Below are 23578 nucleotides of genomic sequence, written 5' to 3'. Positions count from 1 at the left end.
CTTGGGGGCGAGGCGCGCTAAGAGCTTCCGGAAACGAGAAGAAAGGGCAGCATGATGCGTCGCGTTGTTGTCACGGGGCTGGGGCTGGTCACGCCGCTGGCGTCCGGGGTCGAGGAAAGCTGGAAGCGGCTGCTCGACGGGCAGTCCGGTGCCGGGCAGATCACCCGGTTCGATCCCGCCAATGTCATCACGAAATACGCCTGCGAAGTTCCGCTTGGTGACGGTACTGATGGAACCTTCAATGCCGATGATCACATGTCGGCGAAGGAGCGGCGCAAGGTCGATGATTTCATCCTCTATGGGATGGCGGCCGCTGATCAGGCGGTGCGGGATGCCGGCTGGATGCCCGAGGATGAGGAAAGCCTGCGGCGTACCGGCGTGATGATAGGATCCGGTATCGGGGGGCTGCGCCTCATCGAGGAAACCACTCTCGTCATCCGTGACAAGGGCGCGCGCCGCGTCTCACCGTTCTTCATTCCCGGGGCCCTGATCAATCTTATCAGCGGGCAGGTCGGAATCCGCTACGGGTTCAAGGGACCGAACCACGCCGTGGTGACCGCCTGCGCAAGCGGGGCGCACGCGATCGGCGATGCCGCGCGGCTCATCATGTTCGGCGATGCCGATGTGATGGTCGCTGGCGGTGCCGAGGCGGCGATCTGCGAAATCGGGATCGCCGGGTTCAACGCCTGCAAGGCCCTGTCCACGAAGCATGCGGACAATCCCAAATCGGCCAGCCGCCCCTATGATACCGATCGCGACGGGTTCGTGATGGGCGAGGGTGCGGGTATCGTCGTGCTGGAGGATTACGAGCACGCAAAGGCGCGTGGTGCGAAAATCCATGCCGAAATCCTCGGATATGGCCTGTCGGGCGATGCCTACCACATCACGGCCCCTGCCGAAGACGGCGATGGCGGCCTTCGGGCGATGGAAATGGCGCTCGGGCATGCCGGGATCGCGCCGGCGGAGGTGGATTACATCAATGCCCACGGGACCTCGACCATGGCGGACACGATCGAACTGAAGGCGGTCGAACGTCTTCTTGGCGATGCCGCGGCCTCGGCGACGATGAGTTCCACGAAATCCGCGACGGGGCATCTTCTGGGCGCGGCCGGCGCGATCGAGGCGATCTTCTCGATCCTGGCGCTGCGCGACCAGATGGTGCCACCGACGATCAACCTTGACAACCCGGCGGTCGACACGCCCCTTGACCTGGTTCCTAACACGTGCCGCGAGCGCAAGGTCGATGTGGCCCTGTCCAACAGCTTCGGCTTCGGGGGCACCAACGCCTGCCTGTGTCTGGGGCCGGTCCGCTGATGTGGCGGCATGTTGCCTCCAACGCGCTGACATTCCTCGTGGTTCTGACCTTTCTGCTTGGAGGGGTCATCCTTTGGGGCCAGAACACCTACAATGCCGAAGGCCCCTTGCAGGAACAGATCTGCCTGAGGGTGGAATCGGGCGCCTCGATGCAGGAAATATCCCGCCGGCTCGAGGCCGAAGAGGCGGTTACAAGTGCAGCGATTTTCCGTATCGGTGCCGACTATACCAACAAGGATACGGAGTTGAAGGCCGGTAGCTGGCTATTGCCGGCGGCGGCGAGTATGGCTGAGATCACCGACCTGATTACCCGTGGCGGGGCAAGCACCTGCGGTACGGAAATCGTCTATCGGATCGGGGTGGCCCGGATCGAGGTTCAGGTCCGGGAACTGGATACGGCCACGGGCCGCTACGAGGAGAAGCTGGCCTTTGATCCCACCTCTGAGGAGGCACCGCCGGAAGGGTATGAAACCGTTCGGGCGCAATCGGATACACGCTATCGGATGGTTCTGACCGAAGGTGCGACAAGCTGGCAGGCCGTAGAGGGGCTCAAGGCAGTGGATGCGCTGACCGGCGAGGTGCAGGAGGTGCCCGCGGAGGGAAGCCTGGCCCCCGGCAGTTACGAGTTGCGCGCAGGTGCGGACCGCGCCGGCTTGATAGAGAGAATGCAGGAGAAACAAAATCTCATACTGGCTGCAGTGTGGGAGAGCCGGGCCGATGACCTGCCGATCGACAGCCCGGAAGAGGCATTGATCCTGGCCTCGATCATAGAGAAGGAAACCGGGGTGCCCGAAGAGCGGCGCAAGGTGGCGAGCGTGTTCGCGAACCGCCTGGAAGAAGGAATGCGCCTGCAGACGGACCCGACGGTGATCTATGGCGTGACCGAGGGCAAGGGCCCCCTTGGCCGGGGACTTCTGCAAAGCGAATTGAGGCGCGCAACCCCTTGGAATACTTATGTCATACAGGGTCTCCCTCCAACGCCGATCGCCAATCCCGGCCGCGCCAGCATCGAGGCGGCAGTGAACCCGGCAAAGACCGATTACATCTTCTTCGTGGCCAGGACCCTCAATCCCCGGGACGGTCACGCCTTTGCCGAAACGCTGGCCGGGCACAATGCCAACGTGGCGAAGTTCCGCGAACTGGAAGCGCAGCGCGACCGCGAGGCGGAGTAGGGGATCCCTGTTCAGAACGATGTTTCGAACGGGGGTGGTGCACATCACTCGGGGCACGGTGCGAAAGGTCGCCCATGTCCGCAGGTTGCCTGACGTGGCGGGGCCGCCGCCGGCCGGCCAGGACGTACCTAGCTTCGCAGGGCCCCCCAGAGATCGTACTCTCCGGCTTCGTCCACTTCGACGGTGACGATGTCGCCGGGCGACAGTGCCTCCGCGCCCTCGTCGATGAAGAGGCAGCCGTCGATCTCGGGCGCATCAGCGCTTGTGCGGCAGGTGGCGATGCCGTCGGCATCGACGTCATCGACGATCACTTCCTGCAATGATCCGACCTTGGCGGCCAGTTTTTCCACTGAAATCGCCTGCGCCTTTTCCATGAACCGCTCCCATCGGTCCTGCTTGACCTCTTCGGGCACGTGATCGGGAAGGGCATTCGACCGTGCGCCGGGGACATTTTCATACTTGAAACATCCGACGCGATCGAGCCGTGCCTCGTCAAGCCAGTCGAGAAGCGTCCTGAACTCCGCCTCGGTCTCGCCAGGATAGCCAACGATGAAGGTCGAGCGCAATGCGATGTCGGGGCAGATTGCGCGCCATGCCGCGATCTCGTCAAGGGTGCGAGCGGCAGCGGCGGGTCGTGCCATGCGCCTGAGCGTGTCCGGGTGGGCGTGTTGGAACGGGATGTCGAGATAGGGCAGGACCAGCCCCTCGGCCATCAGCGGGATCAGCTCACGGACATGGGGGTAGGGATAGACATAGTGCAACCGCACCCAGGCCCCGAGTGATCCCAGATCTCGGGCGAGACGTGTGACCGGCTGCTCGCCGCGCCCTTGCAGGCGTGTCTCGCGGTCCCAGTCGGTGCCATAGGCGGACGTGTCCTGCGAGATCACCAGCAATTCGCGCACCCCGGCCTCGACCAGCTTCGTTGCCTCGCGCAGCACCGCGTTGGCGGGCCTTGAGGCAAGGCGGCCGCGCATGTCGGGAATGATGCAGAAGCGGCACTTGTGATTGCACCCTTCCGAAATCTTCAGGTAGCTGTAATGCCGCGGCGTCAGCGACACACCCGAGGCGGGCAGCAGGTCGATGAACGGATCCGGGGCGGGCGGCACGGCGGCATGTACCGCGTCGAGCACCTGTTCGTACTGGTGCGGGCCGGTGACCGCCAGCACCTTCGGATGGGCGCCGGTGATGTAATCAGGCTCGGCGCCGAGGCAGCCGGTGACGATCACGCGCCCGTTCTCTGAGAGCGCCTCGCCAATCGCCTCCAGGCTTTCGGCACGGGCCGAATCCAGAAAGCCGCAGGTGTTCACGATGACCGCGTCGGCGCCTTCGTAGGCCGAGGAAATGCCATAGCCTTCGGCGCGCAGCCGGGTCAGGATGCGTTCGCTGTCCACCAGCGCCTTGGGGCATCCGAGACTGACCATGCCGATTGTCGGTTGTCCGGGACGCGGGGCATCGCCGGACGGGCGGGCGCGGGCGAGGTCGGGGCGCAGATCGGGGGGATTGGTGCTCATGGCGGCGCTATACCCGAGCGACAGCGGCCCTGGAAGGGAAAAGCTGTTGTTGGTTGCACGGCAGGGGCCTACATTCGCCTCGTGGCCGGTGAGGAGAGACCGAAATGAAATGGATATTGCGGATCCTGGGTATAGTGGTGCTGATCGTGGTGATTGCCGGCGTTTCGCTGGTCTTGCTGCCCGGTGAGCGGATCGCGAAGATTGCCGCGGACCAGATCTCCGGGACCACCGGCCGTCAGGTCGAGATGACCGGGGATACGCGCATCAGCCTCTATCCCGTGCTTGGCATCAGTACCGGCACGCTGAGCGTGGCCAATGCCGGTTGGTCGGATGCCGGTCCGATGATCGAGGCCGAAAGCCTAAAGGTGGGTGTGGACCCGGTCGCCCTGATGTCGGGGGATGTGCGCATCACGGGTCTGGAGGCTGTCGACCCGGTCATCCGGCTGGAGCGTGCCGCCGACGGGCGGGTCAACTGGGAACTTGGAGTCGAGGGCGTGTCGACCGCGGGTGACGAGGTGTCCGAGGCGACAGCCGCAGGTGAAAACCCGCTGGCCCTGACGCTGGACCGGGCGCTGATCACCGGCGCGACGGTCAGCTATGCCGATCACGGTGCCGGCACCCGGACGGTGATGGAGAACATGGACCTGGATCTGCGCTGGCCCGATTACGAGGGCGAGGCGAGTTTCGAGGCGGTTCTGCGGCCGTCCGGTGACGCGGTGCGTGTCTCGGGGCGTGTCCTGCGCGTCGGCACGGTGATCGAAGGGGGGCTGTCGGGCTTCAACATGGCGGTCACGGCGCCCGGCGGCAGCCTGAGCTTCGAGGGGCGTGGGGGTGCCAAGCCGGAACTGGAAGGCGATCTGGACGTTGATATCGGAGATACGGCGCGCTTTGCATCCGCCCTTGGCGCCGGCGCCCCGGACATTCCGCAGGGGTTGGGCCGATCAGTGACCGCGACGGGCCGGGTCACCCTGACCGACGGGCCGCGCCTGTCGATGCGGGACGCACGCATCGTCCTGGATGGTAACACCTTTTCGGGCGCGGCGGATGTCCTGCCGGGCGGGACGAGGCCCAAGCTGAACGCACAGCTTTCGGCCGGCGCGCTGGATCTTTCGGCGCTGGGCAGCGGTGGCGGGGACGGTGACGCGGGCGGTGGTGATCCGGTCAGCGCGGGCTGGTCGACCGCCCCCATCGATGCCAGCGCGCTGGGGCTTCTGGACGCGGAGGTATCCCTCAACGCCGAAAGCCTTGATATGGGCACCTTCCGTTTCGGGGCGACCCGGATCCTGATGACACTGAACGACGCGCGTGCCGTTTTCGACCTGCGCGAGCTTTCGGGTTATGACGGCACGGTGACCGGGCAGTTCGTGATCAACAATCGGAGCGGCCTGTCGGTGGGCGGAGACATGACGGCGACAGGGATCGCGATGGAACCCTTCCTGACCGATGCTGCCGGTATAACGCGGTTTTCCACCACCGGGGACGCATCGCTGGATTTCCTCGGGGTGGGAAATTCCGTCGATGCGATCATGAACAGCCTGCAGGGCAGCGCTTCTGTCAGCACCGGGCGCGGGGTGATCAGCGGTTTCGATCTTGATCGGCTGATGCGCTCCGGTGACGGAACCGGGGGCACCACCGTGTTCGACCGTCTCGGCGCCTCTTTCGATCTCCGTGAAGGCAACGCCTTCAACGACGATCTACTGATGGTATTGCCGCTGGCACGCGCCGAGGGCGAGGGGCGCATCGGCCTGGGCGCGCAGGACCTGGATTACCTTTTCACGCCGACCCTGCTGGAAGGAGAAACGCGCCGCGGCCTCGCCATTCCGGTGCGTATCCGCGGATCCTGGTCGGACCCGCGCATCACGCCGGATCTCGAAAGGGCCCTGGAGCTGAACTTCGAGGGCGAGAAGAAAAAGCTGGAGGAAAAGGCGATTCGCGAGATCGAGAAGGAGTTCGGGATCGAGAAACAGGAAGGCGAATCGGCCGAGGATGCGCTGAAGCGCGAATTGGAAGACAGGGCGCTGGACGAGCTTGAGAAGCTCTTCGAGTAGCGTTGACCGGAAGGTCCGGGATGATGGCCGCGTCGATTCCGGCCGTTCCGGCGCCGGATGCCTCCGGCGGGAGTATTTGGAGAAAGATGAAGGAGGGCGGGGCGCTCCGGCCTCGATGAGGGCTGTGCGGAGTTGCCGCGCCATGGCCCTGACCGTGCGGCGGTGACATGCCCCGCGGCGGGGCAGCGGGACTGCGCCGTGCGGTCTGCCGCGGGACCCGTCAGGTTCCGGCGGGGACCGTGCGGGAGGCGGTATCGACCGATGCCCATATATCGCGTACATGGCCGGGCAGTTCGCGGGCGGTGACTGCGGCCTCGCGCACCAAGTAATCGAAATGCTGGGTCAGGGCCTGAACCCGCTCTGTATCGCGGAACGCCATGTAGTTCTGACCGATGTAAACCACGGCCAGGAGTGGACCGAAGATCGTCACCGGCGCCGAAAAGAGCCGCCGCGCATCGTAGAGGTAGATGCGCAGCCGCGGGTAGAGTTGCTCGGTCACCGTCATCAGGTTCTCGACCTGTTCGGCGCGCACCGCATGCGGCAGGCCGCTGTAATAGCCTTCGCCGTGCAGGAAGGAATGAAGTTCGAATATCGGAACGGCGATTTCGTAATCCGATTGCGTGTCGCGCATCCATGCGAGACGATCCTCGGAGGCGCCGATCGCCTGCTGGGTGCTGCGGCCGAGATGCGGGGCATATTCCCATTCCAGCATCGCGCGTGTCTTGAGCATGTCGGGCAGGCCGGCGGGAACGTGGCGTATCTTGTATCCCGCCGCCTCTTTGTGCCACTGGAAGATCTGTTCATCGACCAGCGCGCGTGGCGCCTCGGTGAGTGACAGAGTGTTGGCAAGGATGTCGGCCGCGGTCTCGGGCCGGTCGGTCAGCCCCAGGAGCCAGTCGGCCGAGATTCCCAGTGCGCCGGCACATTCCCCGACCACCTGCGCATTGGGCAACCTTGCACCGGTGCCATTGAGAAGCTGTGACACGGTGGACCGGTCGACGCCGATGCTGCGCGCCAGCGCGCTTTGGCTGGTTTCTTTTTCCCGCATCGCCTCGTTCAGCCGGAGGCGGAACAGCGCGGCACGATCCCGCTTGTCGGTTTTTTCCCTCATATGGTGATTAATATCATCATTGCGGGGAAATGTTAACTACATTCGGAATCCCTTGGCCGCGCTTTACCCAGTATCAGGGGACCTGTCGCAAGGCACAATCGGACAATACGGAGATGCGGATGGAGACGCGGAAACGCACTGTGGTCAAGGCCTTTCTGTGGAATGGTATCGGGCTGCTTGTCATGGGCCTGGTGGGGCTCGTGATGACCGGTTCGGCGCTTGTGGGAGGCACGATGGCGCTGATCAACACGGGGATCGGGCTGACCACCTACGTGATCTATGAACGTGTCTGGGCGCGGATCACCTGGGGGCGTTCGCATGGCTGAACCGAAGCTGCCACGCCCTGACGCGGAGTGGCCCACGCTGGCCCTGCTGGTTGCCTGTTACGGGATCTGGGTGGTCGCGGTGACATTTGCCGCCGCCGCCTGGCTGCCGCTGGGGATCGTGCTGGCGGTGCTGGCGATCGCGTTGCATTCCTCGCTGACGCATGAGGTGCTGCACGGACATCCCTTCCGCAACGAGACGCTGAACGAGGCGCTGGTGTTTCCCTGCCTGGGTCTGATGGTGCCCTATCGACGGTTCCGCGATCTGCATCTTGCGCATCACGAGGATTCGATCCTGACCGATCCTTATGACGACCCGGAATCCAATTACATGGATCCTGCGGTGTGGCACCGGCTGCCGCGTTTCATCCAGGGGCTGCTGAGGATCAACAACACGCTGGCCGGGCGGCTGCTGCTGGGTCCGGCGATCAGCATGCACGCGATGATCGTTGCCGACTGGCGCGCGATCCGCGTTGGCGAACGGGCGGTGCTGAACGGATGGCTTCTCCAGGTTCCGGCGGCGGGCTTGGTGCTGGCAGCGGTGGCCCTGTCTGCGATGCCGTTCTGGGCGTATTTCATCGCGGCCTACGCGGGGTTCTCGATCCTGAAGATCCGCACCTTCCTGGAGCATCGCGCCCATGAACGTGCCAGCGGCCGAACCGTGGTGATAGAGGATCGGGGGCCACTGGCGCTGCTGTTTCTGAACAATAACCTCCACGTTGTGCATCACATGCACCCCAAGGTCGCGTGGTACCGGTTGCCACGGCTTTTCGCGGAAAACCGGGAACGTTATCTGCGGCGCAACGACGGGTACTACTATCGGTCCTATGCCGAGATTTTCCGCAAGCATTTCCTGCATGCCAAGGATCCGGTGCCGCATCCGCTCTGGCCTGACCGGTAAATTCCGGCGATACCGGCCTCATGGAGGCCTGGATCATCCTTTCCGTGGCGGCTGCCGCGTTCCAGACGCTGCGGTTCATGCTGCAGAAACACCTGAGCACCTCGGCGTTGTCAGCCGGCGGGGCCACCTTTGCGCGCTTTGCCTATTCGGCGCCGTTCGTGGTGACGCTGTGCCTTGTCCATATCCATTTTTCCGGGGCCGTGGTACCCCGGCTTACGCCGCTATTCTGGGGTCTTGCCCTGAGCGGCGGACTCGCACAGATCCTTGCCACATGGTGCGTGGTGGCGCTTTTCGCGCAGCGGAATTTCGCGGTCGGCATCACGTTCAAGAAGACCGAGGTGATCCAGACCGCGCTGGCCGGACTGATCGTGCTGGGCGACAGCGTGAGCCTGCATGGCCTGGGTGCGATCTTGCTCGGCCTCGTCGGGGTGCTGATCCTGTCGGAGAACGCTGCGGGTCCGGGCCTGTGGGTGCGCCGGCTGATCAATCGTGCGGCGGCGCTCGGCCTGGCATCGGGGGCTTTCTTCGCGGTTTCGGCGGTCGCTTATCGCGGCGCGACCCTGCAGATCGGAAGCGACGACCCGCTTTTGCGCGCGGGCGTGGCGCTGGCGGTGGTGACCGTGGCACAGACGCTGGGGCTCGGGGCATGGCTGGCATGGCGCGAGACCGGGCAGCTGGGCCGGGTCCTCGCGGCGCGGCGCACCGCGGTGTGGATCGGAATTACCGGCATGTGCGGGAGCCTGTGCTGGTTCACCGCGTTCACGTTGCAGAACGCCGCCTACGTCTTTGCCGTTGGGCAGGTCGAGGTGGTGTTCTCGGTGATGGCCTCGGTCCTGATTTTCCGCGAACGCATGACCTGGCGGGAATTCGGGGGAATCGGCCTGGTGAGCCTGAGCATCCTGGTGCTGGTGGCGGTGGCCTGACCGGGCCGCTCGTCCGCCCTTGCGGGCAGTCTCGCGCGGGGCCGGCATCGCCGGATGTCAGTCATCCGGCCGCGCCGCGTCGCCGCGCAGGCGCAGAAAAAGGCTGGCCTCGTCGTCGTTGCGAAAGAACGGGACGGAGGCCGGCGGATCGGGATCGTGGACCCGCGCCGCGACCTCGGCCAGCACCACTTCGGTGATGAAGGGGAGATCGAAATCGCGAGCCCGCGCAAGCGGCACCCATTGCAGGTGCGAAAGTTCCTCGCAGGCGGCGGAAAAATCGTCGGGATCGCCGGCGACGTTCTCGGCGTCGACGAGGAAGAACCGGGCGTCGAAGCGCCGCGGGCGACCCGGCGGGGTTATCGCGCGAAAGAAGAATTGCAGGGCGGACGCCGTGGGGACGCAGCCGCGCGCGGCGAAATCCGCCCAGTCCGCGGGGGGCGTACCGGGCCATGCCCCGGGCCGACCGAGCACGAGGCCCGTTTCCTCCCATAATTCGCGGATGGCCGCGGCGGCCAGCGCATGAGACAGATCCCGCGTGGTATCCTCCAGCAGCCGATCCGCGCAGATCGCCGGCAGCGGATCTGCCAGCGGAACACCGGCATCCGCTTCATCGACTGCGCCACCGGGGAAAACGAACTTGTTGGGCATGAAGGCCGCCGTGGCGCCACGCTGACCCATCAGGACATGCGGATCACCGCGGCGATCCCGCAGGGCGATCACGGTAGCGGCGTCTCGGATTGCGGACTTGTCCAAGTTTTCGGTGCTCTTTCGCTTGTGGCGATGTCAGGCGTGGCCGCCGAAGCCGTGCATCAGCCGGGCCCACTGGAAGGCCACGATCGCCCCTTTCAGTCTGGGCAGAAGATATAGCGACAGGCCGACACAGCCAACAGCGAAAACGGTGAACAGGACCAAAGGTTCAGGGCGGAACGTGGTAAAGAAAACATGAAGCAGCGGTGCCATCAGGTGACCGACGATCAGGATGGTCAGGTAGGCCGGCCCGTCATCGGCCCGGTGGTGGCTCAGATCCTCGCGGCACACGGTGCAGGTGTCTCGCACCTTGAGATAGTTCTTGAGCATCGGCCCGCTGCCGCAGCTGGGGCAGCGCCGCCGAAAACCCTTGATCAGGGCCGGCCAGAGGGGGCGCTCATGTTGCGGGCCCGGGAGTTCTTTTTCGGTCATGTTTCGGTGGCCTTCTTGCGGATCAGGCAGTGAGTGTGGGGTATGTCCCGGTGAATATAAAGATATGGCGGCGGCCTTGCGGCGCCATGTCGCGCGGGATGGAAATTTGCGGCCGGCGGCGACGGAACCGTGCCGGTGGCGCGTGAAAACGGGTGGAAGACGGGCAGTCGGCCCGGTTCTGGACAGAAAAGATATCAAAGGAGAGTCCCGATGACGAATTCGAGCCTGATCTGCGCGTTGAGCGCGGCTATCCTCATGGTCAATGCAACCGGGTCGGTCGCACAGGGAGGGGCCGGGGGCAAGATGGGCCACGGGCCGCGCCATTCCTTCTCGGACCTGGACACCAATGGCGATGGGGGGATCACCCGCAAGGAGATGAAGGCCCATGCACGGGCCCGTTTCGACGCCGCGGATACCGATGGCGACGGGGCCCTGTCACAGTCCGAGATGATCGCCCGGATGCAGGCGCGCATGGAACGCCGGACCTCGCGGATGATAGAACGCCACGACGCCGACGGTGACGGCAAGCTGGGCTTTGACGAGATGCGGATGCGATCCGGTAACCGGATGTTCGGGCGCCTTGATGCGGACTCGGACGGAACCGTCACGCAGGCGGAGTTCGAGGCGATGCGCGGAGGGTCTCACGGACGCCACGGCATGAAGGGCCGGCATGGCGGTCACGGACAGCATGGCAAGCATGATTGGAATGACCAGGGCTCCGAGGGCGCCCAGTAGGGCCGGCGCCGTCGGCCGGACGGGTCTGTGCGACCGGCCCGGCGGTGGCATTGCCAGATACGCCAGCAGGAGATACCGCGACGGGACATGGAAATGCCGTACGATGCGATGGATGAACTTTCCGACGAGTCCCTGCTGGTGCGGTACGCGGGCGGCGATGCCGTTGCTGCGCGGGTGCTCATGGCCCGGCTGGCGCCGTGGGTTCTTGCGCAGGCGACGCGCCGTCTTGGCATCCGGGCGGAGGCCGAGGATGTGACCCAGGAGGCGATGTTGCGCCTGTGGAAGGTGGCCCCCCGCTGGGAGCCCGGTTCGGCCCGGGTCAGCACCTGGTTGTACCGCGTGGTGGCCAACCTGTGCACGGACCGGCAGCGGCGGACGCGCGGCGTGGCCCTGAGCGCGGTCGCCGAACCGGTTGATCCGGCGGCGGGTGTCGAAGAGAGAATGCAGGACGACGCCCGGGCCGAGGCCCTGCGCGCGGCGTTGGCGCGGCTGCCGGCGCGGCAAAGGGAGGCCGTGGAATTGCGCCATATCGACGGGCTTGCCAATCCCGAGATCGCCGAGATCATGGACACCGGGATCGAGGCCGTGGAAAGCCTGATCGCGCGCGGCAAGCGGGCATTGGCGGCGGATCTGACGCAAAGAAAGGATGAACTGGGGTATACCGATGGCGGGCAATGACGATCAACGCGACCTGGACGTTTTCTTCGAGGCAGCCCGGGAGCGGACCCCGGACCCTTCCGCGGCACTGCTGGCCCGTATCGCCGCGGACGCCGATGCGACGCAGGCGGGTTTCCGAGTGCGGGCACATGCGCGGCGCTCAAGCGGGCGCCTGCGGCAGTTTCTCGACGCGCTCGGTGGCTGGCCGGCGGCCGCGGGGCTGGCCGCGGCGACCCTGGCCGGGATGTGGATCGGTTTCGATCCGCCCGGCGACCTGCAGGCGTGGGCGCGGGATTCGCTGGATCAGGTGCAAAATGCGCATGTGATCGACATCATGCCCGGTACCGGGCTGGACCTGATCGGGGAGGCATCGCTATGACAGATCCCAACCCACCCGCGCAGGGCAGCACCGGGCGGTGGATGCGCGTGCTTCTGGCAGTCTCTCTGGCTGTAAACCTTCTGGTCTTTGGCGCTGTCGGTACTGCCTATTTCACATGGGGGCACGGGGCTCATCCCCACCATGCGCGCGGCATCGGCGGCCCGCTTACGCGGGCACTCGACCGTGAGGACCGGCGCGCCATCGGACGGGAGATGCGCCGCGCGTTCCGGGACGGAGACCACGGCGGCGCCCGAAAGCGCCCTGATTTCGGGGCCCTTATTGCGGATCTCCGGGCGTCTCCCTTCGATCCGGACAAGGTCGGGGCGCGGCTGACGCGTCACCGTGCCATCCTGGGCGAGCGGATGGAGATGGGGCAGCGGCTGCTTCTTGAGCGTCTGGCCAGAATGAGCGACGCGGAAAGAGCGGACTTTGCCGACCGCGTTGAATCGCATCTGGAAAGGCGCCGCGGCCACCGCAGGTGACGCAGCGATCAGGCGGCCGTGCGGGCGGCGAAGGTAACCGTGTTGCGGCCATCGGCCTTCGAGGCGTAAAGGGCGCGATCCGCCTGCCCCAGAAGCATGTCCACGCTCGGGCGCGTGCCTTCGGGATCGGACCGGGCCAGCGTGACTCCGATGCTGACGGTGATCTGCACCGGCTCGTTGCGGCCTGGCACCTCGATCCCGGAGCGGCGCACGAGCCGGCAAAGCCGCCCAGCCATCCGCCGCGCCTGGGCACGGTTTGTTTCGGGCAGCGCGATCAGGAACTCCTCGCCGCCGATGCGCGCGATAAGGTCATGTTCGCGCAGGTTTTCGCCCAGAAGGCCGGCCACCTTCCTGAGAACGTGATCGCCCGCCGCGTGCCCCAGCGTGTCGTTGACCCGCTTGAAGTAATCCAGGTCGGCCACCATGACCGCCAGCGGTCGATGGGTGCGCATCGCGGCCTCGACCATGCGGTCGAGACAGGGCAGGGCATAGCGCCGGTTGTGAAGCCCGGTAAGAGGGTCGATGACCGAGGCGCGCAGATCATCTCTCAGCCGGTCGCGCAGCCTGTCGGCAGACAGTTTCTGTCGGACCTGGGTGCCAAGGCGCAGGGATATTTCCCGCGGGTCGAGGCCCGCGGTCACGACATCGTCGGCGCCGGTATCGAGGAGCGCGGCGGCAAGCGTCTCCGTTTCGCGCGGCATGACCGCGACGATCCGGCTGTGCCCGGCATGTGGCGCGGCGCGCAATTCGGCCATCCGGCGCGGCCCGTCACCGGCTTTGTCCGCCCCGATCATGACCACGAAGACATCCGCCCGCAGGCCGGATGCCAGCGCCCCCACCGGATCATGCGTGCCGATGGTGGTCAGCTCGTGCCCGCAATGGGGCTTGAGGCGCGTGCGAAGGCACAGCGCACGGTCCTGGTCGGCCGCGATTACCGCGACCCGTCCCCGGCTGTCGAATCCGGTGGCGGCCTCGGCAAGGCCCGGGGTGCCGCTTGTCCCGGCGTTGATCCGCAGTTCCCGGGTGCCGCGGTGGCGCCGGAGCAGCCCGCGCAGCCGGGCCAGAAGCATCCGGTCGCCGACCGGTTTGGTGATCGCGTCATCGGCCCCTGCACGCAGCGCGGCGATACGGGCCGCTGCCGTGTCCCCGGGAAGAATCAGCACCACCGGCAGGTCGGCCAGCGCCGGACGGGAGCGTATGGCGCGGATCAGGTCGGCCCCGTCCATGTCGGCCATCCGGGCGCTGGCGAGGATAAGGTCGGGGTGCTCGGCTTCGGCCCGGGCGATCGCGTCTGCCCCGCAAGCGGCCGGCAGCACGTCATAATGGGCCACCGACAGCTTCGCCTTGAGGGCTATCCTGTTGGTGGCGACATCGTCCGCGATCAGAATTCTTCCTGACATAGGCTTTGCGCCTTTCTGACTTGCCCTTTGCCTGTCGCCAATATCCGTGGCAGAGGTTAAGAAATCCTTTCCGGGAATTAACCGAGATGACCATGACACAGGACCGGGCCGAGACCGTCGCGCTGACCTGCCTTGGGTGGCTGGCTGCCAATGATGTTCTTCTGCCGGTTTTCCTCGGCGCTACGGGCGCCTCCGAGAACGATCTTCGCGACCGTGCCGCGGACCCTGAATTCCTGGGGTCCGTGCTGGACTTCGTGATGATGGACGACGCCTGGGTGATGGCTTTCTGCACCGGGGCCGGCCTCGCCCCCGAGGTTCCGATGCAGGCCCGCGCGGCCCTGCCCGGCGGCACACAGGTCAACTGGACATGACCGGCGGCAGGCATGCGACGTCTGCCCGGTCCGCCAATCGGGTCGACGGGATCATTTTCGACAAGGACGGCACCCTGTTTGATTTCCACGGAACCTGGAATGTCTGGGCCGCTCAGGCGATCCGTGAGCTGGCCGGCGATGACGAAACCGCGGCGCGGCGCATCGCCTCGGCGCTTCTCTACGATCTTGATGCGGGGAGGTTCGAAAAGGAAAGCCCCGTCATCGCGGGAACCAACCGCGAGGCGGCCGAATGCGCCGCCGCGGCCCTGCCCGGGCGCAACGTGGAGGAGATCGAGCGTTTCCTGATGCTGAGTTCGGCCGAGGCGCCCCTGGCCCCCGCGGTCCCGCTGGCCCCGTTTCTGAGCGGCCTGAAGGCCGTCGGACTGCGCCTTGGCGTGATGACAAACGACACCGAATACGGCGCCCGCGCGCATCTTTCGGTGGCGGGTGTCGAGACGCATTTCGATTTCATCGCCGGATTTGACAGCGGCTACGGGGCCAAGCCGGATCCCGGTCCGCTGCTGGCCTTCGCGTCGCAATCTGGTCTTGCACCCGAGCGGATCGTCATGGTGGGCGACAGCACTCATGACCTTCTTGCCGGGCGTGCTGCGGGCATGCAGGTGCTCGGTGTCCTGACCGGTATGGCGGCACGCGCCGAACTGGCCCCGCATGCCGATGACGTTTTTCCTGATATCGGGCACCTGACCGCCTGGATCGCCGCATGAGGCATCATCCGCTCTTCGGTCTTGCCCTGGCCACCGCGGCGGCCCTGGTCCTGACGCCGGACGCTCTTCTGATGCGGGCCTCGGGGATGGGTGGATACCAGATGGTTGGATGGCGCGGCCTTCTGATGGGCAGTGTGCTCCTGCTGGCCTGGGCGGCCACAAGCCGGAAACGCGGGGCGGACCTCGTGGCGCTCTTCTCGGGGGGCGGGCTGGTGATCGTGACCTGCCAGTATTTCAACGCCACCTTCTTTGCCACCGGCATCGCCGTGGCGCCGGTGCCGGTAGTCCTGTTCGGTGTCGCCACGGTGCCTGTCTTCGCTGCGATCTTCGCCAGGATCATCATCGGTGAGCCCACGCGCCCGTCAACATGGGTGACGATTATCGCGGTGCTGAGCGGAATCGGCATCGCGGTCCTGGGTGGTGAAGCCGGCACCCTCACCTTTGACCGGGCCACCCTTCTGGGGGCGCTGGCGGGGCTGGGTGTGGCCATGGCCCTGGCCCTGAATTTCGTGATCCTGCGCGCGCGCCCGACGCTGCCGATCCTGCTGGTGATCGGTATCGGGGCCTGCCTGGCGGGGGGAACCGGCCTGGTAGTGACCGGCCCCGCGGCGATGACCGAAGGTACGGTCTGGGCGATCGCGATCACCGGCCTTGTGATCCTGCCATGCTCCTTTTTCGGCCTGTCGCTCGCCTCCCGGCATACGCATGCTTCCAATGTCAGCCTGATCATGCTTCTGGAGACGGTCCTCGGCCCGTTCTGGGTCTGGCTGGGACTGGGAGAGGTGCCGACCCCGGCGATGATCCTTGGCGGAATGATCGTGGTGGGCAGTCTCGCGGGTTATCTGGGGCTGGTCGGACGCCGGGCGCGGCGCCGGGCAATGTGACCGCGGCTCCCGGGGCCATGACGGTGCGGAGCCTGAAACCCGACATGCAGTATCTGGAATGCGACACATCGCGTCGTAAAGTGGCATACCCGGGCCGGTGGCCGGTGCTTCCATGTGCAGGAGACGTGAACCGGGAGGACAGCATGGCCGCGGAAAGCAGACGCAGGAAACGAAGCGGCGGGCGCGCCGGAAACGCCGATCGGCGCGGCACGGCGGTTATCGAGCAGATGCCCTGGAACCCGCCGGTCAACGTGGACCGCCCGACCGAGCCGCTCGACGAGGACGGGATCGCCGCAGTCCATGACGGCGCCATGCGCATCCTGGAAGAGATCGGGATCGAATTCCTCAATCCGGAGGCAATCGAGATCCTGCGCGGCTCGGGTGGCTGTACGATCGAGGGCGAGAACGTCCGCATGGGCCGCGATTTCGTGATGGAGATGATCGGCAAGGCGCCGGAAACCTGGACGATCACGCCGCGCAACCCGGACCGCGCTGTCACGATGGGCGGGCGGCAGATGCTGTTCGGCAATGTTTCCTCGCCGCCGAGCTACTGGGACCTGTCGCTGGGGCGCAAGATGACCGGCACCCGCGAGATGTGTGCCAACCTCCTCAAGCTCAGCCAGTATTTCAACTGCATCCATTTCGTCGGCGGCTACCCGGTGGAGCCGCAGGACATCCATGCGGGTGTGCGGCACCTCGATGTGCTTTATGACAAGCTCACCCTGACCGACAAGGTGGCGCATACCTATTCGCTGGGGCGTGAACGGGTCGAGGACGTGATGGAAATGGTGCGCATCGCCGGCGGCCTCAGCCACGAGGACTTCGATGCCAGTCCGCGCATGTACACCAATATCAACTCGACATCGCCCTTGAAGCATGACCTGCCGATGATGGATGGCTGGATGCGGCTGGCGCGGCGTGGCCAGGGCCTCGTGGTGACTCCGTTCACCCTTGCGGGTGCGATGGCGCCTGTGACCATGGCCGGGGCCGTGGCACAGTCGCTCGCCGAAGGGCTCAGCGCAGTGGTGCTGGCCCAGGTGATCAATCCGGGATGCCCCTGTGCGATCGGGACCTTCACTTCGAACGTGGACATGAAATCCGGCGCGCCTGCCTTCGGAACGCCGGAATACATGCGCGCCACACAGATGACCGGGCAGATGGCACGGTATTACAAGCTGCCGATGCGGGCCTCGGGTGTCTGCGCGGCCAACGTGCCCGATGGACAGGCGATGTGGGAAACGTCCAACAGCCTTTGGTCAGCTGTCCAGGCGGGGGCGAACATGGTTTACCACGCTGCCGGTTGGCTGGAGGGCGGTCTGATTGCCAGCCCGGAGAAATTCGTGATGGATTGCGAGATCCTTCAGCATATCCAGCGCTACATGGATCCGGCGATCTGTGCCACCGGTCCCGAGGAGATCGCCGTGCAGGCTATCAAGGAAGTTGGCGGGCAGGGCCATTTTTTCGGCATCCAGCATACGCAGGACCGCTACACCACGGCGTTCTACCAGCCCTTCCTGAGCGACTGGCGCAACTACGAGGCGTGGGAGGCGGCGGGCGGCATCTGGACCGCCGAGCGCGCGCACCAGACCTTCCGGGATATCATTGCCAGCTTCGAGGCGCCGCCGATGGACAGCACAAACCGGGAAGAGCTGTCTGACTTCGTGGCCCGCCGCAAGGCCGAAGGCGGGGCGCCGACCGATTTCTGATACGGTGCCGTGAGGGTACATGACGGTGCCCGCCGCCGGCCCGAAGGATAGATTCGGCGTGATCTCAAGGCGCGGCTGCGCCACCCAAGTCTGTTTTGCGTTCGGCCCACGCAGACCCCGTGGGCGCTGATCGTCGCCTCCGTTTCCGGCGTCATTGGCGGGACAACGACAACCTCCCCCGGAGTATTTAGGGAAAGATGAAGGCCCCCGGTCCGTCTTCATCTTTCCCGCAATACTCCCGCCGGAGGCATCCCGAGGCGGTGGCCGAAGGCCGGCAACGAGACAGGACTGCGCGCGCCCCTGGCGCGCTCCGCCAATGGAGACCGGTATTCAGGAGCCGGGACGATCGAGCCACCGGCGGCAAGCGGCATCCACGGCGGCATACAGGAGCAGGGTCATGGCCGCCAGGGTCATCGTCGTGGCGAACATCAGATCCACCTTCGAGCGTGAATTGGCCCAGAGCACCAGGTAGCCGATTCCGCGCGAGGCGCCGACCCATTCGCTGATGATCACTCCTATGGGGGCATAGACGGCGGCCAGCCGCAAGCCCGAGGCGAGACCGGGAAGAGCAGCGGGAATGCGGACATGGCGCATGACCCGGCCGCGGTGCGCGCCCATCACGCGGGCGAGATCCAGCCAGGGTTGGGGTGTGCGCATCAGCGCGTCGAAGAAAGCCGACGTGACGGGAAAATAGATGATCAGCAGGGCCATCATCACCTTTGGCCAGATGCCGTAACCGAACCACAGCATCAGGATCGGGGCGATGACAAAGACCGGTATGGCCTGGCTGAAGACCATGATCGGCCGCAAAAGGGCGCGCGCGACTCGCGAGGCCGCCAGCGCCACGGCCGAGCCGGCCCCGAGCACGGTGCCCAGCAGCAGCCCCAGGATCACCTCGGTCAGGGTGAAGCCGGCGTGGCGCAGGATCATCTGGCCGCTGGCGATGAATTCGGCCGCCACCTCGACGGGGCCGGGCAGGATGTACGGGGGCGGCACCGCCAGCCACACCACCGATTGCCAGAGTCCCAATGCCAGAACAAGGGACCCGAGGAGCCAGGCCGCGCGGCGCGCCTGCCGGGGAAAGGTGCTGCCGGTGGTCATGCGCTCTGCCTCAGACTCGCGAGCAGGGCGGCCTGCGCCTTGAGCACTTCGGAGGCGTCGGCCGGGCGTGGCGCCGGGCCGGATGGCGGCGGGACGGCGCTCAGGCCGTCCGGTGCCATAACCTGGATCGCATCGCCCAGGCGCACCGCCTCGGCCGGATCATGCGTAACCATCAGAACCGTACGCCCCCGGAGGAGACGTGCCGTGAGATCCTGCATTTGCGCGCGTGTCACGGCGTCCAGTGCCGAGAAGGGCTCGTCGAGCAGCAGCACGGGACGGTCCTCCATGAGTGTGCGGGCCAGCGCGGCGCGCTGACGCTGCCCGCCCGAGAGTGCCCGTGGTTTCTTGCCCGCATGCCTGGTGAGGCCGGTCTGGTCCAGTACCTTTGCCGCGCGGGTGCGGTCGGGCTGCTCACCGCGCAGGCGGGCGCCGAGCAGCACGTTGTCGATGACCGAGAGCCACGGCATCAGCAGGTCGTCCTGGGCCATCAGTGCCAGGCGCCCGTGCAGTGGCACCCCGTCGGAGGCGCGGATCATTCCGCTGAACTCGGTCACCTCGTCGACGCCGGCGATAAGGCGCAGCAAGGTCGTCTTGCCAACCCCGGAGGTTCCGAGAAGGCAGGTCCATTCCCCCGCCCCGGCGCATAGCGAGATCGGCCCGAAGACCGGCGTGCCGCCGATCCGGGCGCTGCCCTCGAAGCGCAGGGCGGGGGGTGGTGTCATTGCGTTGCCGCCGGGTCGATCGCGAGGTCCGAAACCGGGTGGACGGTTTCGATCAGGCCGGCTTCGTGCAGAAAAGCCTCGAAGTTGGCATAGCGTCCGAAATCGAGTGCCGCCGGGCGCAGCGCGAAGCGCGGGATCGTGTCGGTCCAGCTTTTCGCATTGAGGTCGTCCTGCAATTCCTCCGCGGTCGCCGCGAAGATATCCCAGGCCGCATCGGGATGGTTGACGATGTATTGGGTGGCCAGTTCGGTTGCTTTCAGGAAGCGGCGCACCCGGTCGTGGTCCACGGTGTCCGGGTTGGCGACATAGATCAGTTCGTCATAGGTGGGCACACCGGATTCCTCGAGATAGATGCAATTGCCCGGCACCCCCTCGATTTCCATCTGGTTGAGTTCGAAATTGCGGTAGGCGCCGATCACCGCGTCGACCTGCCCTGACATCAGAGAGGGCGAGAGCGACCAGTTGACATTGACCAGTTCCACGTCGTCGAGCGACAGGTCCGCGTCTCCGAGCAGCTTGGAGAGCAACGCTTCCTCCACACCGGCGACCGAAAAACCGATCTTGTGTCCTTTCAGGTCGGCCACTGTCTCGATCGGTCCGTCCTCAAGAACCAGTAGACAGTTCAGCGGGCTGGCAATCAGGGTGCCGACGCGTTTGAGCGGCAGCCCCTCGGCCACTTGCAGGTGAAGTTGTGGCTGGTAGGACAGGGCAAGATCGGCCTTGCCGGCGGCGGCCATGCGCGGGGGCGCGGACGGGTCCGCGGGTGCGATGATCTCGACCTCGAGTCCGGCATCGGCGAAATACCCTTTCTCCTGCGCGATGATCAGGGGGCCGTGATTGGGATTCACGAACCAGTCGAGCACGACGGTCATCTTGTCCTGCGCGGCGGCGGGCAGCGGGTTGAACGTGGTCAGCGCTGCCAGCAGCGCGGCGGCCAGTGGGGCCAAAGGTTTCATTCTGGGTCTCCTCGGGATTGCGGTTCCTGGTGCGTCTCCGTCGGGTTGTCCATCGGATGAGGCCGGCAGGACGCGGGGCGCGCATGAGGGTGCGGAATCGCAATCTGCATCGTATCTTCCTCGCGTTGCCGGGTCAGCGATGGAGGAAGAGCGGCACGCCTGCGTGCCCTTTGGATGCTCCGTTCCCTCCGCCGGTACTGACCGGATCAGGTTCGGTGGGTTGGCGGTGTCGCCTCTCAGCCCCAGCGGGGCACCCCAACGGATGAGCTCCGCATAACAGGCCTCCGGACAGGACGCAAGCCGGACCGCACAGGCCGGTGAGCGGGCCGCTTGGCCGGATTTGGTTCCACCCGGGGCCGTTCGCTGAAATTTAACCCGATCCTGCGAGGCTGACCCCGAACTTTCGCGGAGTGGGCCATGCATGGGTTGATAAACCGGGCGATCGAGCGGTTCACCCGCGACACCTACGGACCCGAAACCTGGCCCGAGGTGGCCCGCCGCGCGGAGCTCGGCACCGACGAATTCGAGTCGATGATGACCTACCCGGAGGGTACGACAGTGCGTGTTCTCGACGCGCTGTGCGCGACCCTTGGCAAGCCGCGGGCTGATATCCTTGAGGATATAGGCACCTATCTGGTGTCGCACCCGGCGCTGGAAACGCTTCGTCGGCTCTTGCGTTTCGGCGGCGTGGATTTCGAGGAGTTCCTGCAGTCGCTTGACGATCTGCCCGAACGGGCACGGCTGGCGGTGCCCGACCTCGGCCTGCCGGAACTGGACCTCCACGAACATGGCGCAGGGGCGTTCAGTATCGCCTGTCGCGGCCAGGTGCGCGGCTTCGGCCATGTGGTGGTGGGTTTGCTGCGGGCCATGGCAGATGATTACGGCGCGCTGGTGCTCATCGAGCACAAGGGTGCGCGCGGCCCCGACGAGATTGTGGAGATCCGTCTCCTGGAGGCCGGTTTCTCGGACGGGCGCGCCTTCGATCTTGGCGGAGCGGTGTTATGACTACCGCGCCGAATCTCGACGGCTCCGCGGTGACGGCGCTTCTTGATCTGCTTTGCCCGATGCATGCGCGGCTCGGCCCGACAGGGCATATCCTCCATGCGGGTCCGACGCTGTGCAAGCTGCGCCCCGGACATCGCCTTGAGGGCATGCGGTTTCTCGAAGTCATGGAACTGCGCCGTCCGCGCGGCGATGGCTCGATGAGTGCGCTGATGGCGGCGGCCGGGCGCAAGCTTCACTTGCGGCTCCGGGACCGTCCGCATACGCAACTCAAGGGTGTATTGGCGCCGCTGCCGGACGGGGCCGGTGCGGTGATCGACCTGTCGCTGGGCATCTCGGTGGTGGAGGCGGTGCGCGACTACGCCCTTACCAGCGCCGATTTCGCGGCCACGGACCTGACCATCGAGATGTTGTATCTGGTGGAGGCCAAATCGGCGGCGATGGAGGCGTCGCGCAAGCTCAATCTGCGTCTCGAGGGGGCCAAGATCGCGGCAGAGGAACAGGCCTTTACCGACACGCTGACCGGGCTCAAGAACCGTCGCGCACTGGACTGCGTTTTGTACCGGCAGCTTGCGGGGGGACGGGATTTCGCCTTGCTGGCGCTGGACCTGGATCTGTTCAAGGGCGTGAATGACCGGCTGGGTCACGCCGCGGGTGATCATGTGCTGCAGGAGGTTGCGCGGCGCATGGTCGAGGAGACCCGCGGCGATGACATGGTGGCACGCGTGGGCGGCGACGAGTTCATCCTGATTCTCGACGGCCTGGCGGATCGGACACGGCTGGCACGGATCGCGGCGCGGCTCATCACCCGGCTTGAGGAACCGATCGATTTCGAAGGGCAGACCTGTGTCGTGTCGGCGAGTATCGGGGCCGTCCTGTCGGGTGATTGTCCGGCGGCGCCTGCGGCGGAACTGAAGGAGGCCGCCGACCGCGCGCTTTACCGGGCCAAGAATGGCGGTCGCGGCCGGCACGCCCTGCATTGTCGTGAGTGAGTCACCGGCCATGTTGGGCAATTCGTTAAGGATTTGCCGGCTATGCTTGCGGCGGGGTGGCGTAACACGGATGGGAGCCGACGATTTTCATGGCGACAGTTTTCGGGGACGACGACGGCAACCTGCTTGAAGGCGGGCCTTTCGATGACAGCCTGATGGGCGATGACGGCGATGATCGCCTCGACGGCTCGGGCGGTGCCGATACCCTTGTCGGCGGTAATGGCAACGACACGCTGACCGGCGGGGCAGGTCGCGACAGGTTCAGCCTCGGGGGAACATCTGCGGACGGCAGTCGCGGTGGTCCCGTCCTGATCCCGGACTTCGATGTCACGACGGACCGTCTGGTTCTTGACGGTGTCGGCATGACGGGTCGCGAAATCGCAACCGCCTTTACCGCAGCGGTGGATACGGGCAATGGCGCCGCCGTGTTTCTGGATGACGATATCGTGGTGTTCCAGGCGCTGTCGGCCGCAGAGGTCGCGATGATCGATCCGGCCGAGGTGAGGTTCGATGGCGGGTCCGGTGGAGGTACGGCGGTTTTTGATCCCGGAAACATGCCGGCGCCGACCGTCGCCAACGGGGGCACGGATGTGATCACCGATTTCCGGATCGGTGAAGATGACCTCGACGTTGGTGGCCTGAATGGCGCGGATGCCGATATCCTCGGCGCGCTCGCCTCGGCCGCCGATACCGCGCGTGGCGCGATGGTGGCGTTTCCCGACGGCAGCATCGTGTTCTTCGAAACCCTCGGCGCGGCGCAGGTGGCCACGATCGGGCCTGTCAGGTTACCGACCGGAAGTGCGGACAGCCTGACGCGTGACAATGGTGCGGATACGTTGCGCGGCCTCGCCGGCGAGGACACCCTTTCGGGCGGTGCCGGCGATGATCTTCTGGATGGGGGGGCGGGATGGGATACCGCCTTTCTTTCCGGCAAACAGTCGAGCCATACGCTGACGCTGAGCCCGACGGGAACCACGATCACGG

General features: G+C 65.8%; 25 protein-coding genes and 1 riboswitch. Of the genes, 17 read left to right on the top strand and 8 right to left on the bottom strand.

Features of this window, described 5'->3' with window-relative positions; translation table 11 throughout:
* Positions 1-54 precede the first annotated feature (54 nt).
* Positions 55-1314, top strand: coding sequence for a beta-ketoacyl-ACP synthase II (fabF, locus tag DQW77_RS07405; protein ID WP_113257632.1), 1260 nt, complete (start codon positions 55-57; stop codon positions 1312-1314).
* Positions 1314-2486 carry an endolytic transglycosylase MltG gene (mltG, locus tag DQW77_RS07400; protein WP_113257573.1) on the top strand — a complete coding sequence of 391 codons (1173 nt, stop codon included), beginning with the start codon at positions 1314-1316 and terminating at the stop codon, positions 2484-2486. The genes fabF and mltG overlap by 1 nt, the downstream gene beginning before the upstream one ends.
* A 128-nt stretch (positions 2487-2614) precedes the next feature.
* On the opposite strand, the gene rimO is transcribed toward mltG, so the two are convergent.
* On the bottom strand, positions 2615-3997 hold the full coding sequence (gene rimO, locus DQW77_RS07395; RefSeq protein WP_113257572.1) for a 30S ribosomal protein S12 methylthiotransferase RimO: 1383 nt from the start codon (positions 3995-3997) through the stop codon (positions 2615-2617).
* A 104-nt stretch (positions 3998-4101) separates the two neighbouring features.
* Here rimO and DQW77_RS07390 point away from each other — a divergent pair, with 104 nt between their 5' ends.
* On the top strand, positions 4102-6045 hold the full coding sequence (locus tag DQW77_RS07390; protein WP_113257571.1) for an AsmA family protein: 1944 nt from the start codon (positions 4102-4104) through the stop codon (positions 6043-6045).
* 220 nt (positions 6046-6265) lie between these two features.
* Here the strand turns inward: DQW77_RS07390 and DQW77_RS07385 are convergent, their stop codons facing one another.
* Complete coding sequence (locus tag DQW77_RS07385; RefSeq protein WP_113257570.1) at positions 6266-7156, bottom strand: helix-turn-helix domain-containing protein; 891 nt, start codon at positions 7154-7156, stop codon at positions 6266-6268.
* A gap of 119 nt (positions 7157-7275) precedes the next feature.
* Between DQW77_RS07385 and DQW77_RS07380 the strand changes: the two genes are divergently transcribed.
* The 3 genes from DQW77_RS07380 to DQW77_RS07370 are packed head-to-tail and all read left to right on the top strand — an operon-like array spanning position 7276 to position 9303.
* The gene (locus tag DQW77_RS07380; protein WP_113257569.1) at positions 7276-7482 is read left to right on the top strand and encodes a DUF2061 domain-containing protein; all 207 of its coding nucleotides are present in this window, start codon (positions 7276-7278) and stop codon (positions 7480-7482) included.
* Complete coding sequence (locus DQW77_RS07375; RefSeq protein ID WP_113257568.1) at positions 7475-8380, top strand: fatty acid desaturase; 906 nt, start codon at positions 7475-7477, stop codon at positions 8378-8380. The genes DQW77_RS07380 and DQW77_RS07375 overlap by 8 nt, the downstream gene beginning before the upstream one ends.
* Positions 8381-8400: 20 nt before the next feature.
* Positions 8401-9303 (top strand): EamA family transporter, encoded by a 903-nt coding sequence (locus DQW77_RS07370; RefSeq protein ID WP_113257567.1) that lies wholly within the window; start codon positions 8401-8403, stop codon positions 9301-9303.
* A gap of 57 nt (positions 9304-9360) precedes the next feature.
* On the opposite strand, the gene DQW77_RS07365 is transcribed toward DQW77_RS07370, so the two are convergent.
* Positions 9361-10056 carry an NUDIX domain-containing protein gene (locus DQW77_RS07365; RefSeq protein ID WP_113257566.1) on the bottom strand — a complete coding sequence of 232 codons (696 nt, stop codon included), beginning with the start codon at positions 10054-10056 and terminating at the stop codon, positions 9361-9363.
* A gap of 30 nt (positions 10057-10086) precedes the next feature.
* Positions 10087-10482 (bottom strand): DUF983 domain-containing protein, encoded by a 396-nt coding sequence (locus DQW77_RS07360; protein WP_113257565.1) that lies wholly within the window; start codon positions 10480-10482, stop codon positions 10087-10089.
* Between the two features lie 210 nt (positions 10483-10692).
* On the opposite strand from DQW77_RS07360, the gene DQW77_RS07355 reads away from it, so the two are divergent.
* The 4 genes from DQW77_RS07355 (at position 10693) to DQW77_RS07340 (ending at position 12735) form a co-directional block, all read left to right on the top strand.
* Positions 10693-11217, top strand: a complete 525-nt coding sequence (locus DQW77_RS07355; RefSeq protein ID WP_113257564.1) for an EF-hand domain-containing protein — start codon at positions 10693-10695, stop codon at positions 11215-11217.
* Between the two features lie 87 nt (positions 11218-11304).
* Positions 11305-11895, top strand: a complete 591-nt coding sequence (locus tag DQW77_RS07350) for an RNA polymerase sigma factor (RefSeq protein ID WP_113257563.1) — start codon at positions 11305-11307, stop codon at positions 11893-11895.
* Positions 11882-12253 (top strand): hypothetical protein, encoded by a 372-nt coding sequence (locus DQW77_RS07345; protein ID WP_113257562.1) that lies wholly within the window; start codon positions 11882-11884, stop codon positions 12251-12253. Before DQW77_RS07350 ends, DQW77_RS07345 begins: the two co-directional genes overlap by 14 nt.
* Positions 12250-12735, top strand: a complete 486-nt coding sequence (locus DQW77_RS07340) for a periplasmic heavy metal sensor (protein WP_113257561.1) — start codon at positions 12250-12252, stop codon at positions 12733-12735. Before DQW77_RS07345 ends, DQW77_RS07340 begins: the two co-directional genes overlap by 4 nt.
* A gap of 8 nt (positions 12736-12743) precedes the next feature.
* Here the strand turns inward: DQW77_RS07340 and DQW77_RS07335 are convergent, their stop codons facing one another.
* Positions 12744-14135 (bottom strand): diguanylate cyclase, encoded by a 1392-nt coding sequence (locus DQW77_RS07335; protein ID WP_113257560.1) that lies wholly within the window; start codon positions 14133-14135, stop codon positions 12744-12746.
* An 86-nt stretch (positions 14136-14221) separates the two neighbouring features.
* On the opposite strand from DQW77_RS07335, the gene DQW77_RS07330 reads away from it, so the two are divergent.
* The 4 genes from DQW77_RS07330 to DQW77_RS07315 all read left to right on the top strand — a co-directional run bounded on the left by DQW77_RS07330 (position 14222) and on the right by DQW77_RS07315 (position 17821).
* Complete coding sequence (locus tag DQW77_RS07330; RefSeq protein ID WP_113257559.1) at positions 14222-14506, top strand: DUF3572 domain-containing protein; 285 nt, start codon at positions 14222-14224, stop codon at positions 14504-14506.
* Positions 14503-15231, top strand: a complete 729-nt coding sequence (locus DQW77_RS07325; protein ID WP_113257558.1) for an HAD family hydrolase — start codon at positions 14503-14505, stop codon at positions 15229-15231. Before DQW77_RS07330 ends, DQW77_RS07325 begins: the two co-directional genes overlap by 4 nt.
* Positions 15228-16115 (top strand): DMT family transporter, encoded by an 888-nt coding sequence (locus DQW77_RS07320; RefSeq protein ID WP_113257557.1) that lies wholly within the window; start codon positions 15228-15230, stop codon positions 16113-16115. Before DQW77_RS07325 ends, DQW77_RS07320 begins: the two co-directional genes overlap by 4 nt.
* 143 nt (positions 16116-16258) lie before the next feature.
* Entirely contained in the window at positions 16259-17821 is a 1563-nt protein-coding gene (locus tag DQW77_RS07315; protein WP_113257631.1) for a trimethylamine methyltransferase family protein, read from the top strand.
* A 330-nt stretch (positions 17822-18151) separates the two neighbouring features.
* Here the strand turns inward: DQW77_RS07315 and DQW77_RS07310 are convergent, their stop codons facing one another.
* Genes DQW77_RS07310 through DQW77_RS07300 form a run of 3 tightly spaced genes read right to left on the bottom strand, consistent with a single transcriptional unit; the run spans position 18152 to position 20516 of the window.
* Positions 18152-18922 (bottom strand): ABC transporter permease, encoded by a 771-nt coding sequence (locus tag DQW77_RS07310; protein ID WP_113257556.1) that lies wholly within the window; start codon positions 18920-18922, stop codon positions 18152-18154.
* Complete coding sequence (locus DQW77_RS07305) at positions 18919-19644, bottom strand: ABC transporter ATP-binding protein (RefSeq protein WP_113257555.1); 726 nt, start codon at positions 19642-19644, stop codon at positions 18919-18921. Before DQW77_RS07305 ends, DQW77_RS07310 begins: the two co-directional genes overlap by 4 nt.
* Entirely contained in the window at positions 19641-20516 is an 876-nt protein-coding gene (locus DQW77_RS07300; RefSeq protein ID WP_404947929.1) for an ABC transporter substrate-binding protein, read from the bottom strand. Before DQW77_RS07300 ends, DQW77_RS07305 begins: the two co-directional genes overlap by 4 nt.
* Before the next feature lie 250 nt (positions 20517-20766).
* Positions 20767-20868: riboswitch (TPP riboswitch) on the bottom strand.
* A 149-nt stretch (positions 20869-21017) separates the two neighbouring features.
* On the opposite strand from DQW77_RS07300, the gene DQW77_RS07295 reads away from it, so the two are divergent.
* The 3 genes from DQW77_RS07295 to DQW77_RS18735 all read left to right on the top strand — a co-directional run.
* Positions 21018-21605 carry a heme NO-binding domain-containing protein gene (locus tag DQW77_RS07295; protein ID WP_113257553.1) on the top strand — a complete coding sequence of 196 codons (588 nt, stop codon included), beginning with the start codon at positions 21018-21020 and terminating at the stop codon, positions 21603-21605.
* A complete protein-coding gene (locus tag DQW77_RS07290) occupies positions 21602-22594 on the top strand; it encodes a GGDEF domain-containing protein (RefSeq protein WP_113257552.1) in 993 nt (330 codons plus the stop codon). The genes DQW77_RS07295 and DQW77_RS07290 overlap by 4 nt, the downstream gene beginning before the upstream one ends.
* Before the next feature lie 89 nt (positions 22595-22683).
* A partial coding sequence (locus DQW77_RS18735; protein ID WP_404947928.1) for a calcium-binding protein occupies positions 22684-23578 on the top strand: 895 nt, incomplete at its 3' end.

The sequence above is a fragment of the Roseovarius sp. TE539 genome (assembly GCF_003298505.1).
In the GTDB taxonomy this organism is placed as follows: Bacteria; Pseudomonadota; Alphaproteobacteria; order Rhodobacterales; family Rhodobacteraceae; genus Roseovarius.
The sequence above is the reverse complement of the archived record's forward strand: the minus strand, read 5'-3'. Positions and strand labels throughout refer to the sequence as shown.